Raw genomic sequence first — 13,687 nt, forward strand, 5'->3', positions numbered from 1 at the left:
GTCACTGACGACGACGACCCGGGGCCGCGGAGCCGGGAGTCTGGAAGGGAACGGGAGGAGAAGAACCGTGATCGTCGTACTGATCGTGATCTGCGAAGTCGCCTTCTGGGTGCTGCTGGCCGCGGGACTCGCGCTGCGGTACCTGGCGAAGAAGCCCCGGCTCGGCGCCGCGGTGCTGTTGTGCGAGCCGCTGCTGGAGATCGTGCTGCTGGTGGTGACGGCCGTGGACCTGAAGAACGGCGCCGAGCCCGACTGGAAGCACGGACTCGCGGCCGTCTACATCGGGTTCACCGTGGGGCTCGGACACTCGGCTATCAGGTGGGCGGACGTCCGGGTCGCCCACCGTTTCGCGGGCGGTCCGCCGCCGGTGAAGCCGCCGAAGTACGGCATGGCGCGGGCCGCCCACGAGTGGCGCACGGCCGCCCGTTGGATCGTCGCCGCCGTCACCGCGACGGCGCTGCTCCAGGCCGCGGTCTGGTACGTCGGGGACGGCGGGGACGTCGGCTCGCTGCGGATGTGGCAGCAGAAGATGCTGTGGGTGATCGGCATCAACCTGCTCATCGCCGGGAGCTACACCCTGTTTCCGAAGCAGGCGCCGAGGAGCACGGCGGACGGGCCCGGGGACCGGGCCCGTACCGCGGTGGAGGACAGCACGCCGGCCGGCCGGGACCGGTGAACCTCAGCGATCGCCGCCCGGCACCCACAGCACGTCGCCGACCTCCTTGTTCGCCGTCCTCGCGAGGATGAACAGGAGGTCGGACAGCCGGTTGAGATAGGTCGCGGTCAGCGCGTTCATCACGTCCCCGTGCACCTCGAGCGCCGCCCAGGTGGACCGCTCGGCCCGCCGGACGACGGTGCACGCCTGGTGCAGCAGCGCCGCGCCCGGCGTACCGCCCGGAAGGATGAAGCTGCGCAGCTTCTCCAGTTCCTCCAGGAAGCTGTCGCAGTCCGCCTCCAGCTTGTCGACGTAGGACTGCTCGACCCGCAGCGGCGGATACTTCGGGTCCTCCGCGACCGGCGTCGACAGGTCCGCGCCCACGTCGAACAGGTCGTTCTGGACGCGGACGAGGACCTTCACCACGTCCTCGGGCAGCTGCCCGAGCGCGATCGCCGTACCGATGACGGCATTGGCCTCATTCGCGTCGGCATACGCCGAGATGCGCAGATCGGTCTTGGCGGTCCGGCTCATGTCGCCGAGGGCGGTGGTGCCCTTGTCGCCGGTACGGGTGTAGATGCGCGTCAGATTGACCATGGGGCCAGCCTAGGTTCGTAGCCGCCCCCGCGGGGACGCAGGTGGCCAACTGCACGCGGTGCGCCGCCGAATGAGGCGTCCCGATGTGATGTCCGTCATTTGAGACGTGACGCGCATCTCTTCGCCTCCCCAGCGCCCCTCACGGGTACTAATCTCCGCCGGAGAGTATGTGAACAGCCGTTATCCAAAGGGGTGCAAACGTGGCCAGGAAGCTCGCCGTCATCGGGGCCGGACTCATGGGGTCCGGCATCGCGCAGGTCTCTGCCCAGGCGGGCTGGGACGTCGTCCTGCGCGACGTCACCGACGCGGCTCTGGCCCGCGGTCTCGACGGCATCAAGGGGTCGTACGACCGGTTCGTCTCCAAGGGCAAGCTGGACGCGGCCGACGCCGAGGCCGCGCTCGCCCGCATCACGACGAGCACCGACCTCGACGCGGTCGCCGACGCGGACGTCGTCGTAGAGGCCGTCTTCGAGAAGCTCGAGGTCAAGCACGAGATCTTCCGCGCGCTCGACAAGATCGTGCGCGAGGACGCCGTGCTCGCCTCCAACACCTCCGCCATCCCGATCACCAAGATCGCCGCCGTGACGGAGCGGCCGGAGCGGGTCGTCGGCGTGCACTTCTTCTCGCCGGTCCCGATGATGCAGCTCTGCGAGCTCGTCCGCGGTTACAAGACGAGCGACGAAGCGCTCGCCACCGCGCGGGAGTTCGCCGAGTCGGTCGGCAAGACCTGCATCGTCGTCAACCGTGACGTCGCGGGCTTCGTCACCACGCGGCTCATCTCGGCGCTGGTCGTCGAGGCCGCCAAGCTCTACGAGTCGGGCGTCGCCTCGGCCGAGGACATCGACATCGCCTGCAAGCTGGGCTTCGGGCACGCCATGGGCCCTCTCGCCACGGCCGACCTGACCGGCGTCGACATCCTGCTGCACGCCACCGGCAACATCTACACCGAGTCGCAGGACGAGAAGTTCGCGGCTCCGGAGCTGATGCGCCGGATGGTCGATGCAGGTGACATCGGCCGCAAGAGCGGGCAGGGCTTCTACACGTACTGAGATCGATCATGTCCCGGGCCGCCTGATCTGCCGTCGATCGGGCCCGGGACCCGGTGAGCCGGAGGATTCCGGCTCCCGGGATCCATGAGCAACGAGCGGGCCGACGTCACTCCACGGAGTGAATTCGGTATCGGTTCGCTTACAGACGGCAACTTCCTTGTCGTTGCGGCAGTCAGTTGTGGCAGAGACAGAACAGACAGACGGACTACGGAGTACTCCCGGGGAGCGCATATGCACATCAGGGGCGACCACGCCGAGCTGGTCGTCGGGGGCCGCCTCGACGTCCGAAGCGCGGCGGACGCCCGTACGGTCCTCCACTCGGCCGTCGACGACGGCGTCGGCGATCTCGTGCTGGACCTGACCGAGCTGGATTCATGGGATGCCACCGGACTCGGCGTCATCATGGGTGCCCACCGACGGGCGGGCAGGGCCGGACGACGCCTCGTGCTCCGTGGCGTACCGCCCCAGATGCAGCGCCTGCTGGTCGCGACCAGGCTGCACCGCATCCTGGCCATCGAGGGCGGAATCGCCGCGGAATCGCTTCCGCGCGTCTGATGCCTCCCGCCCGGATCACGGCGGCGGGCGGGGTGCGTGCGCGCACAATCCTCACGAGACCGTGACGTCCTGGGCGGCGCGGCACCCCGATGGTTCGTAGATACTGTGCGAAGGTTTAGGGTTCGGCCGTCTGCCGATTGACGGACCCATGGGCGGACACCGGACCAGAAGCGACAGCGGGGCGTGCGCGGCCGGGAGGGGCAACCGCGCGCGACGCATCTGGGGGGCTTTGCAATGGACCCGATCAACCGGGGACCCGAGGAATACGGCCAGGATCACGACGGCTTCGCGGAGGACGGCGTGCCGCGGCGGCAGTCCCGCGAGGCGATGGCACCCGAGTTCGGACTGCAGACGCCGCAACAGGCCCGCACGGTCCAGCTCATATCGGGCGACCTGCTCCTCACGGTCAACCCCGTCGACGGCAGCGAGGTCGAACCCTGTCCGCCGGGCCGGCAGCCCGAGGCGCCCGTGCGGCACACCGCCACCGAGCGCGCGGACCGCGAACGCGCCGCCGCCCCGTCCGTCCCGCCGGGCCCGCCCGGCCCGCAACTGCCGCTCCTGGAGCGCCAGGAGGTCCGCGAGCGGCTGGTACGGCTGCTGGCACGCGGGCGGTCGGTACGGCTCACCGGACCCGCCGGATCGGGCCGCACGGCCCTGCTGAACGCGGTCGCCGGCGACTGCGCGGACCTGGCGCCCGACGGAGTCGTACGGCTCAGTGGCCACAAGCGCACCACCACCGACCTTCAGTACGGGCTGTTCGAGGCCGTCTACCGCGCGCCGCTGCACCGTCCCGGCCGTGAGGAACTCCTCGGGCTGATCCGCGGCATCGGCGCCGTCGTCGTCCTCGACGACCTGGAGTTCGGCGGCGCCGCGCTCGAAGAACTGCTCGAAGCCACGCCCGAGTGCGCCTTCCTGCTCGCCGCGACGCCCGGCGTCGCCGCACCCGGCGCCGACGCGCACCTCGAAGAGGTCGCTCTCACCGGGCTCGGCCGCAGCGCCTCGATCGACCTGCTGGAGCAGGTCGTCGAACGCACGCTCACCGAGGACGAGGCGAACTGGGCAGGTGACCTCTGGTTCGAGTCGGAGGGGCTGCCCCTGCGCTTCGTCCAGGCGGGTGCCCTGCTGCGCCACCGCGACCTGCAGCGCGATCCCGAAGCCTTCGACGCGTACGGCGCCGGAGCACCCCTCGCCGCGGAGGACGCGCCGGAGCCGCCGCTGCCCAGCCTGGGGGAGGGCGCAGCCCCCGCGGTGCTGCTCGCCTCCCGGCTGAGCGAGGCCGCGCGCGAGACCCTGCGCTTCGCCGTCGCGCTCGGCGGTGAGGTGCCGCACCAGGCGCATCTGCCGGCGCTCGTGGGGGACACCCACGCCGACGCCGCCCTCGGCGAGCTCGCCGGGTGCGGTCTGCTCTCCCCGGCCGGTTCCCGCTACCGGCTGGCGGCGGGCGTCGTCGCCCAGCTGGAGGCCGGCGGGTACGACGAGGGCGCGGCCGACCGTGCCAGGACCGCCGCCCAGCACTACGCCTGGTGGGCGGGCCACCCCTCGGTCACGTCCGTGCGGGCGGTCGCCGAGTCCGACGCCGTCCTCGCGGCGCTGGCGCACCTGGTGCCGGGCGACCGGGCGGGACAGGCCAGCGTCGCCGTCCTGCTGGCGCGCAGCGCCTCCCCGGCCTTCGCGGCCGGAATGCAGTGGGGCGCCTGGGAGAAGGTGCTCAGAATCGGCCAGGAGGGCGCGAGGATCGCCGGCGAGGTGGCGGAGGAGGCGTACTTCCACCACGAGCTGGGAGTGCTCGCCCTCTGCACCGGCCACCTGGAGCGCGCCAGGGCCGAACTGGAGGCGTCCATCGGCATGCGCGGAGCGCTCGCCGACAAGTCGGGCGCGGTGGCCGGGCGCAGGGCACTCGCCCTGGTCGCGGACCGCTCCGGCGAACCGGTGCCGGGCCTCCGTACCCTCACGGGCGAGGAACTGGCGGACGCGCGGCACGACGAGCCGCTCTCGCCGCCCGCCGGGATACCGGCACTGCCGCTCTTCCCCCGGCAGACGGTGCCGGGGGAGACGACCGCCCTGGTCTCGGCCCGGCCGGGAACAGCGGCGAGCCGCGGGCCCGCGTTCCTCCGCGGCGCCCGGCGCAATCTGGTGGGGGCCGGTGCGGGAGCGCTGCTCGTCGCCGTGCTGGGCACCGTCGTGGCGCTCGGGACGACGTCGGACGGCGAGGATCCGGACAGCAGGAACGTGACGACCGAGCAGTCGGCCGACGTGGACGACACGGAGAGCGGGTTCCCGGCGGACGAGCCGGCGGCCGGTGCGTCCAAGAGCGGGACGTCCGAAGAGGGCACCCCGTCCCCCGGCCCGTCCGGTCAGGCCACCTCGTCCGCCGGTGCCACCCCGTCCGCGGGTACGTCCGACCCGGGCGCCACGTCGTCCGCGGACGACCCCAGTGAGAGCCCCTCGGGGCGGCCGACGAGCGGGAAGCCGACCACGGGGACTCCCACGAAGCCCACGACCGAGCCGCCGACGACTCCGCCCACCACGCCGCCGACGACTCCTCCGACGACTCCGCCGACCACGCCGCCCACCACCCCGCCCACGGAGGAACCGCCGCCGTCCGCTCCCGAGACCACGGACTCGGCGAGTGGACCGACGACTGGCAGCAGCGCTCCCGGGCCTACGACGGCCTGAACCGCGACGTCAGAACGCCGGACGGGGCAGAGAGCCCGTCCGGCGCTTGAGAGGGGAAGGCGCGGTCAGAACAGCCGCAGCTTGTCGTCCTCGATGCCACGCATCGCGTCGTAGTCCAGGACCACGCAGCCGATACCGCGGTCCGTCGCCAGGACGCGGGCCTGCGGCTTGATCTCCTGGGCCGCGAAGACGCCCTTCACGGGGGCGAGATGGGGATCGCGGTTCAGCAGCTCCAGGTAGCGGGTCAGCTGCTCCACGCCGTCGATGTCGCCGCGGCGCTTGAGCTCCACGGCCACCGTCCCGCCGTCCGCGTCGCGGCACAGGATGTCCACGGGGCCGATGGCGGTGGGGTACTCGCGGCGGATCAGGGTGTGGCCCTCACCGAGGATCTCGATCCGGTCGGCGAGGAGCTCCTGGAGGTGCGCTTCGACGCCGTCCTTGATGAGGCCCGGGTCGACGCCCAGCTCGTGCGAGGAGTCGTGGAGGATTTCCTCCATCGTGATGATCAGTTTCTCGCCCGCTTTGTTCACCACGGTCCAGATGCCCTCGTCGCCGTCGGCTCCCTCCTTGAGGGAGCAGGGCGGGGACATCCAGTTGAGCGGTTTGTACGCCCGGTCGTCGGCATGGATCGACACACTGCCGTCCGCCTTCACCAGGATCAGACGGGGGGCCGAGGGCAGGTGGGCGGTGAGCCGGCCCGCGTAGTCGACGGAGCAACGGGCGATGACGAGACGCATGGTCGGCAACGCTACTCGACGACAGGTGCTCGACGCGATTCCCCCAGCTGCCTCCCGAGTGCACAGGAGCCGGGCTCTTCGGGCTTGCCCCTCTTTGAGAGCCTTCGTTATTGGCCGGTTGTGTTCCCAATCTCCTGGTGCGGCCCGGACTGCGCGCTTACCGTGTAAGCAGGAGGTCGCCGTCTGTGTACGCTGCGTCGCCGTCCTCCTTCCCTGCCCGTAAGGCCCCGGCCACCGTCGGGGTCGCGAGAGGAGAACCCATGTCGCTCGACGTCTCACCGGCGCTGTTGGAACAGGCCGAGCGAGGCGAGGTCGACGAAGCCGACTTCGTCGACTGCGTCCGGACCTCCCTGCCCTACGCATGGGAGATGATCAGCTCTCTGGTGGCCCAGCTGAAGGTCGACGGCGGACAGTTCGCCGACAACCAGACGCCGCCGCCGGACGAGCAGGCACGTGGTCAGCTGCTGCGTGCGCTCGCGAGTGATGCGATACGTGGCGCACTTCAGCGGCACTTCGGAGTGCGTCTGGCATTCCAGAACTGCCACCGCGTAGCGGTGTTCCCGCTGGACGCTTCGGTCGACGAGCGTCTGGCCCGCTTCACCTCGGTGAGGGGCCAGTTGCTCAACCAGTCGCCCGAACTACGGGACTGCTGAACGCTTCTGCTGCCGCTCCGGGCCGCGGGAGGTGCGACAGGCTCCGGGGCGGCAGCTCCCGTACCACCAGCACGCCAGCACACCGGCACCATGAGCACCACCAGAGCTACCAGCACCCGCCAGGATCACCGGAATGAGCGCATCACGTCAGCAACGGCAGCACCTCGGTGCCCAGTCGCTGCACGTTCTCCTCGGTCGCGGCGAGATCGCCCGACCCTTCCACCAGGAGGGCGAAGCGGGTGATCCCGGTCCGCTCCGCGGTCGCCGCCAGGCGGTCGGCCGCGAGGCGGGGCGGGCCCACCGGATGCATGCCGCACAACAGTTCCGTATAGGCGACGGGGTCGCGCATCACCCGGTGCCTGCCGTCGACCGTCACATGGGCGTCCAGCCCCTGTTTGAGCCACCCCGGCATCGCCTTCACGAGCGTCTCCACGGCGTCGGCCGGCCTGTCCGCGATCTGGGCCACTCCTGCGGACACATGTCCGACGCTCTCCACGAGGTCGGGAGGGTGCCCGGCCTCCCGGGCGGCGGTGCGCCACAGGGCGACCATCTGGGCCTTCTCCTCGTCCCCGCAGTGCATACCGAGGAGCATGGGCAGCCCCTTCGCGGCAGCGAGCCGGACGCTCTTCGGCGAGGTGCACGCCACGATCACCTCCGGGCCCTCGGGGCCCGCCGGGTCGTCGGCCAGCAGCTCGTCGGCGCGCGGCACGACCGCCACCTCGCGGAAGCCGAACCGCTCCCCGGTGCCGCCCACCCGGGGCTTGCGCAGCCAGTCGAGCAGCAGCTCCAGCGATTCCGGGAAGCCCTTCTCGTACGCGGAGAGGCCCCCGCCGAACACCTCCAGGTCCACCCACGGCCCGCCCCGCCCCACGCCCAGGGAGAACCGGCCCCCGCTGGTGATGTGCAGCAGTGCCGCCTGCTCGCCGAGTGCCACGGGGTGCTGGGTGGGCAGCACGCTCACCGCCGTACCGACGCGGATTCTGCGGGTGCGGCCGAGCAGCAGCGCGGCCAGTGTGACGGCGGACGGGCATACCCCGTACGGCACGAAATGGTGTTCTGCCAGCCAGACCGAGTCGAGTCCGGATTCCTCCGCGACCTCCGCGGACCGGACCGCCCGGTGCAGTGCTTCACCCTGCCCCTGGCCCGGAAACTGAGCTGCCAGTACGAACGTTCCCACGCGCATCGCCTGTTGCCTCCTTACGGCCGACGCGGTTCTCCCCTATAGGCAACAACGTCTGACACGTGCCAAAGGCACGGTCCAAAGAGAAGTTGTTGCGATTTTCCGGTAACTGGCCCCCGGCGCGCCCGGGGTTCCACGCGGTAGAGGCCGACTGCCCGGCCCGATGGGCCTACGCTGGACGGGAAACCGCCCGTTCTGCCCCATGAGGTGTCACGTGTCTCCGCGCCGCAACCGCCCCCGAGGCGGCGAAAGCCCCGCCGGTAACGCCTTCTCGGAGGGGCAGCGGTACGGCGGTGGCGGAGCGACCGAGAGCTGGCAGGGCGAGGAGTGGTCGGTGCGCCCGGTGAGCGGTGCGAGCGCGGCGGGGAAACGGTACCGCTGCCCCGGTTGCGACCAGGAGATCCCGTCCGGCGTCCCGCATCTGGTCGCCTGGCCCGAGTTCGGCGGCATCGACGACCGCAGGCACTGGCACAAGGCGTGCTGGAACGCGAAGGACCGCCGCACCACGCGGGTGCAGCGGTCCAGGAACGCCCCGCGCCACTGAGGAGCGGGCCGTGCGTCAGACGTCGCGGCGGTCCAGGGAGAGATACGCGCCGCCCATGGCGACGGCGGTCACGCCCAGGATGATCCACAGGGGCTCCCAGCCGGACGGCCCCGAGGTCGTGACCGAGGCGTCGTAGAACGCGCCGAGCTGGTTGGGGATCGAGTACTCGAAGAGCGCCTGCTGCAGGTCGGCCAGCGTCTCGGAGAACATGAACATCGCCAGCACGAGCGGCAGCAGCACCACGGCGATCATGATCGTGATCGCACCGGCCGAGTGCCGGATCAGTGCGCCGAGCGCGAGCGAGAGCAGTCCGAGCGTCGCGATGTAGAGGCCGACACCGACCGTGGCGCGCAGCCAGTCGTCGCCGGAGGGCTCCGTGCCGTCCACCATGGCCGTCTGGAGCATGCCGACGAGCGCGGTGGTCACCGTGGTGATCACGAAGGACAGCAGGAAGAAGACGATCGCCTTCGCGGTCAGCACCCGCGCACGGCTCGGGCAGGCCGTCAGCGTCGTCCGGATCATTCCGGTGCCGTACTCCGAGGCGATCGTCAGCACGCCGAGCGTGATCACGCAGATCGACCCGAGGAGCACCCCGAAGAAACCGAGGCTGAGCACCGGGGTGGTGCCGAGATCGGCGTCGGATGCGGTGACGGCGATCGCCGAGAGCAGCCCGATGCCGAGCAGCAGCACGATCATCACGCCGAGCGTCCACATCGTGGAGCGCACGGAGCGGATCTTCGTCCACTCGGAGGCGATCGCGTCGCCGAGGCTGGCGCGGCGCACGGGGATCGGCGAGTTGTAGAGGCCGCCGGGAGCGCCCTGCCAGTTCTGTGGCGCCTGGGCCTGCTGCGGGGGCTGGTACGGGGCCTGGGGAGCCGGCGTCGTCATCGGGAGTCCTCGCTGGTCTCGCGCTTGGTCGGTTCTGCGGGGGCGGCCGGAGCGGGAGGCGCGGCCGGCGCGGGGGGCTGGGCCGGGGCGGCGGCGGGCGCCGGAGCGGCCGGGGCCGCGTACGGGTTCTGTCCCGGCGGCGGCGGGGCGTACCAGCCCTGCTGCGGCATCTCGGGCTGCTGCTGCTGCTGCGGCGGCTGCGCGTAGCCGGGCTGCTGTCCGTAGCCCGCCGGGGCCTGCTGCTGGAGCGCGGCCTTGGCGTCCACCGTCGAGCGGTAGTCCACGGCGCCCTGCGTCATCCGCATGTACGCCTCCTCCAGCGACGCCTGGTGCGGCGAGAGCTCCCACAGCCGGACGTCCGCGCCGTGCGCCAGATCGCTGATCCGGGGCAGCTGGAGACCGGTGACCCGCAGGGCCCCGTCCGGCTCCGACATGACCTGGCCGCCCGCCTCGGTGAGCGAGGCGGTGAGCTTCTCGCGCTGCTCCGGGAGGTCCGAGGGGACCCGGACCCGGGCGAAGTCGGCGGAGTTGGCGGAGATGAAGTCCGTGACGCTCATGTCGGCGAGCAGCTGGCCGCGGCCGATCACGATCAGATGGTCGGCGGTCAGCGCCATCTCGCTCATCAGGTGGCTGGAGACGAAGACCGTACGTCCCTCGGAGGCCAGCATCTTCATGAGATTGCGGACCCAGAGGATGCCCTCGGGGTCGAGACCGTTGACCGGCTCGTCGAAGAGCAGCACCTGCGGATCGCCGAGCATGGCCGCCGCGATCCCGAGCCGCTGCCCCATACCGAGCGAGAAGCCCTTGGACCGCTTGCGCGCCACGTCCTGGAGACCGACGACACCCAGGACCTCGTCGACCCGCGCGGCCGGGATACCGGACAGCTGGGCCAGCGAGAGGAGATGGTTCCTGGCGCTGCGCCCGCCGTGCACCGCCTTGGCGTCGAGCAGCGCGCCCACCTGGCGCGGTGCGTTCGGCAGGCTGCGGAAGGCGTGGCCGCCGATCGTCACATGGCCCGCGGTCGGAGTGTCCAGACCGAGCATCATGCGCATGGTCGTGGACTTGCCGGACCCGTTGGGACCGAGGAACCCGGTGACGGCCCCCGGCCGCACCTGGAAGGAAAGGTTGTGCACGGCCGTCTTGGCGCCGTAGCGCTTGGTCAGGCCGACTGCCTCGATCATTCTCCAGCCCCATCGACTTATCTGTCGTCGGGGCCCAGGCCTCCTGGCCGCACGCCCCCGTAAGAGTTAGGAGGATAACCAGGCTTTGACGGTTCCAGCCAAGTTGTTACGCGTCGCGCTCCTTCAGCACGGCGTAACCGCCGATCACCGCGGCCACCACCCACACCAGCATGATGCCGAGACCGCCCCAGGGACCGTACGGAGCCGGGTCGCTGTTCATCGCGTCCGGCACCACCTGCATGATCTTCGATCCGGCCTGGTCGGGGAAGTAGCGGGCCACGCTCTTGGCGCCCGGGACGGCCGACAGGATCTGCGAGACGAGGAAGAAGAACGGCATCAGGATGCCGAGCGACAGCATGGAACTGCGCAGCATCGCGGCCACGCCCATCGAGAAGATCGCGATGAGGCCCATGTAGAGGCCACCGCCGACGACGGCCCGCAGCACGTTGTCCGCGGCGAGGTCCGTGCGGTGGTCGCCGAGCAGTGCCTGACCGAGGAAGAACGAGATGAAGCTCGTCGCGAGGCCGACCGCCAGGGCCAGGACGCCCGCCACCGCGATCTTGCTGAAGAGGAACGTGGCGCGCTGGGGCACGGCCGCCAGTGACGTACGGATCATGCCGGAGCTGTACTCCGTACCGACCACCAGCACACCGAAGACCACCATCGCGAGCTGACCGAGAATCATCCCGGAGAAGCTGACGAAGGTCGGGTCGAAGGTGGCCCGCTCCGCGTCGGAGAGGTCGTCGAACTGGGAGTTCATCAGTGCGCAGAGTGCCGCGCTCATGGCGACGGTGACGGCGAACGCGGAGATGAGGGTCCAGGTGGTCGAGGAGACCGTACGGATCTTGGTCCACTCGGAGGTCAGGACCGCGGGTACCGATGCCATCGTGGTCATGCTCCCTTGCCGTCATTCGAAACGCCGCTGGTCGTCCGGTCCCAGTCCGCGCCCCACTGCGGTCCCGGGGGAGCCTGCAGCGCGGCGTCGCCCTCCGAGTGCGCGTGGTACTCGACGGAGCCCGCGGTCATCTGCATGAACGCCTCCTCCAGCGAGGCCCGCTGGGAGCTCAGTTCGTGCAGCACGATCTGGTGGAGGGCGGCGAGCTCACCGAGCTGCTCGGTGGTGGCGCCGTCGATCTCCAGGGTGCCGTTGCCCGACTCGACGGCGACGATGCCCTCCCCGTGCAGCACGTCGCGCAGCCGCTCCTGCTGCGGGGAGCGCAGCCGTACGTAACTGCGGGAGTTGTCGTGGATGAAGTCGGCCATTGAGGTGTCGGCCAGCAGTCTGCCCTGGCCGATCACGATCAAGTGATCGGCGGTCAGTGCCATTTCACTCATCAGATGGGAGGAGACGAAGATCGTCCGGCCCTCGGCCGCGAGGGCCTTCATCAGATTCCTGATCCAGTGAATTCCCTCGGGGTCCAGACCATTGACCGGCTCGTCGAACATCAGGATCTCGGGATTGCCGAGGAGCGCCGAAGCGATTCCCAGGCGCTGGCCCATGCCGAGCGAGAAACCCTTCGACTTCTTCCGCGCCACCGCGCTGAGTCCGACCATGTCGAGGACTTCCGCGACCCGGCTCGTCGGGATGCGGTTGCTCTGCGCGAGACAGAGGAGATTGTTGTACGCGCTGCGGCCACCGTGCATCGACTTGGCGTCGAGCAGCGCCCCGATGTACTTGAGCGGCTCCTCCAGCTCGCGGTAGTGCCTGCCGTCGATGCGCACCGTGCCGCTGGTGGGGTTGTCGAGATCGAGCATCATCCGCATCGTGGTCGATTTCCCCGCCCCGTTGGGGCCGAGAAAACCCGTCACCATTCCCGGTCTGACCTGGCACGACAGATGGTCGACGGCGACCTTGTCGCCGAATCGCTTGGTGAGGCCCTCAAGCTCGATCATGCGTTCACGCTAGAACGGCCGCGCGCCCGGCGCCACCACAAGGGCGGAACCGGGCGCGCGTGAGCCTGTCAGGGGGTACAGCTGCGGTACTCCGGGGTCAGCGGGTCTGCTGAGCCGGAACCCCGCGGGTGGCGGGCTCGTCGTCCACCGGGGAGCCGGCGGCGGCCACCGCGGCACCGGTCAGCGTCGCCAGCATCTCGCGGACGTTGGTCAGCTGAGCGTTGATCGAGTCGCGGCGGTTGGTGAGCGCCGCCAGCTCGCGCTCCGATTCGCTGCGGATGCGGTCGGCCTTGGCGTTCGCGTCGGCCACGATGTCCTCGGCCTGGCGCTGCGCCGTCTCCACCGTCTGACGGGCCCTGCGCTCGGCGTCCGTGCGGAGCTTCTCGGCCTCCAGGCGGAGCTGCTCGGCGCGGTGCTCGATCTCGGCGAGACGCTTCTCGGCCTTCGCCTGACGGGACGCGAGATCGCGCTCCGACTGCTCGCGGCGCTTCGCCAGGTTCGTCTCGAAGTCCGCGGCGGCCTGGGCGGCCTTGGCGCGGGTCTCCTCGAAGAGGGCGTCGGCCTCCTCGCGCTTCTGCTGGGCGTCCTTCTGCGCCTCGGTGCGCAGCGTGGTCGCCTCACCCTTGGCCTTCTCGACGATGCGAACGCCCTCGTCCTCGGCCTTCGCCTTGCGCTCGGCGGCGAACGACTCCGCGTCGTTGCGCACCTGCTGGGCGGCCGACTCGGCCAGCTCGCGGTGCTGCTCGGCGGCGCGACGGGCCTCCTCGCGCAGGTCCTTCGCCTCCTCCTCGGCGAGGCGGAGGATCTTCTCGACGCGCGCACCCAGCCCGGCGTACGACGGCTCGGCGTCGTTTACCTGGGCCTGGGCGTTCTGCGTTTCGAGGTGGAGCTCCTCGATGCGCTTTTCCAGAGAGGTGATTCGGGCCAGAGCACTATCACGGTCGGCGACGAGCTTGGTAATGCGGTCGTCCACCTGACCGCGGTCGTAACCACGTCGCACGAGCTCGAAGCCGAAGGGGGAGGAAGGGTCACTCATGGGGTTCCTGTCGAATGAGACCGGTGAGGTGATAGGGGGAATC

At 70.5% G+C, this 13,687-nt stretch carries 14 protein-coding genes; 6 read left to right on the forward strand and 8 right to left on the reverse strand.

The window, feature by feature from the left end:
• Positions 1-67: 67 nt before the first annotated feature.
• A complete protein-coding gene (locus OG230_RS24730) occupies positions 68-676 on the forward strand; it encodes a hypothetical protein (protein ID WP_328905918.1) in 609 nt (202 codons plus the stop codon).
• Positions 677-679: 3 nt separating this feature from the next.
• On the opposite strand, the gene OG230_RS24735 is transcribed toward OG230_RS24730, so the two are convergent.
• The gene (locus OG230_RS24735) at positions 680-1,252 is read right to left on the reverse strand and encodes a cob(I)yrinic acid a,c-diamide adenosyltransferase (RefSeq protein ID WP_328905919.1); all 573 of its coding nucleotides are present in this window, start codon (positions 1,250-1,252) and stop codon (positions 680-682) included.
• Positions 1,253-1,452: 200 nt separating this feature from the next.
• Here OG230_RS24735 and OG230_RS24740 point away from each other — a divergent pair, with 200 nt between their 5' ends.
• The 3 genes from OG230_RS24740 (at position 1,453) to OG230_RS24750 (ending at position 5,532) form a co-directional block, all read left to right on the forward strand.
• Complete coding sequence (locus OG230_RS24740; RefSeq protein WP_328905920.1) at positions 1,453-2,301, forward strand: 3-hydroxyacyl-CoA dehydrogenase family protein; 849 nt, start codon at positions 1,453-1,455, stop codon at positions 2,299-2,301.
• A 231-nt stretch (positions 2,302-2,532) separates the two neighbouring features.
• On the forward strand, positions 2,533-2,856 hold the full coding sequence (locus OG230_RS24745; protein ID WP_003966237.1) for an STAS domain-containing protein: 324 nt from the start codon (positions 2,533-2,535) through the stop codon (positions 2,854-2,856).
• A gap of 234 nt (positions 2,857-3,090) precedes the next feature.
• Positions 3,091-5,532 carry an ATP-binding protein gene (locus tag OG230_RS24750; RefSeq protein ID WP_328905921.1) on the forward strand — a complete coding sequence of 814 codons (2,442 nt, stop codon included), beginning with the start codon at positions 3,091-3,093 and terminating at the stop codon, positions 5,530-5,532.
• 65 nt (positions 5,533-5,597) lie between these two features.
• Here the strand turns inward: OG230_RS24750 and nucS are convergent, their stop codons facing one another.
• Positions 5,598-6,269, reverse strand: a complete 672-nt coding sequence (gene nucS / locus OG230_RS24755; RefSeq protein WP_328905922.1) for an endonuclease NucS — start codon at positions 6,267-6,269, stop codon at positions 5,598-5,600.
• 260 nt (positions 6,270-6,529) lie between these two features.
• Here nucS and OG230_RS24760 point away from each other — a divergent pair, with 260 nt between their 5' ends.
• Complete coding sequence (locus OG230_RS24760; protein WP_014154035.1) at positions 6,530-6,922, forward strand: SCO5389 family protein; 393 nt, start codon at positions 6,530-6,532, stop codon at positions 6,920-6,922.
• Between the two features lie 142 nt (positions 6,923-7,064).
• On the opposite strand, the gene OG230_RS24765 is transcribed toward OG230_RS24760, so the two are convergent.
• Complete coding sequence (locus tag OG230_RS24765; RefSeq protein WP_328905923.1) at positions 7,065-8,105, reverse strand: LLM class flavin-dependent oxidoreductase; 1,041 nt, start codon at positions 8,103-8,105, stop codon at positions 7,065-7,067.
• 211 nt (positions 8,106-8,316) lie between these two features.
• On the opposite strand from OG230_RS24765, the gene OG230_RS24770 reads away from it, so the two are divergent.
• Positions 8,317-8,646, forward strand: coding sequence for an ATP/GTP-binding protein (locus OG230_RS24770; RefSeq protein ID WP_328905924.1), 330 nt, complete (start codon positions 8,317-8,319; stop codon positions 8,644-8,646).
• A 15-nt stretch (positions 8,647-8,661) separates the two neighbouring features.
• Here OG230_RS24770 and OG230_RS24775 read toward each other — a convergent pair whose 3' ends face one another.
• The 5 genes from OG230_RS24775 to OG230_RS24795 form a co-directional block, all read right to left on the reverse strand.
• A complete protein-coding gene (locus OG230_RS24775; RefSeq protein ID WP_328905925.1) occupies positions 8,662-9,534 on the reverse strand; it encodes an ABC transporter permease subunit in 873 nt (290 codons plus the stop codon).
• Entirely contained in the window at positions 9,531-10,715 is a 1,185-nt protein-coding gene (locus OG230_RS24780) for an ABC transporter ATP-binding protein (RefSeq protein ID WP_328905926.1), read from the reverse strand. The genes OG230_RS24775 and OG230_RS24780 overlap by 4 nt, the downstream gene beginning before the upstream one ends.
• 106 nt (positions 10,716-10,821) lie before the next feature.
• Positions 10,822-11,601: an ABC transporter permease gene (locus OG230_RS24785; protein WP_328905927.1), complete on the reverse strand. Its 780-nt coding sequence runs from the start codon at positions 11,599-11,601 to the stop codon at positions 10,822-10,824.
• A gap of 5 nt (positions 11,602-11,606) precedes the next feature.
• Positions 11,607-12,608, reverse strand: coding sequence for an ABC transporter ATP-binding protein (locus OG230_RS24790; RefSeq protein ID WP_328905928.1), 1,002 nt, complete (start codon positions 12,606-12,608; stop codon positions 11,607-11,609).
• Between the two features lie 97 nt (positions 12,609-12,705).
• Entirely contained in the window at positions 12,706-13,644 is a 939-nt protein-coding gene (locus OG230_RS24795) for a cellulose-binding protein (RefSeq protein WP_328905929.1), read from the reverse strand.
• Positions 13,645-13,687: the final 43 nt, after the last annotated feature.

It is taken from the genome of Streptomyces sp. NBC_00234 (genome assembly GCF_036195325.1).
Classification (GTDB): domain Bacteria; phylum Actinomycetota; class Actinomycetes; order Streptomycetales; family Streptomycetaceae; genus Streptomyces.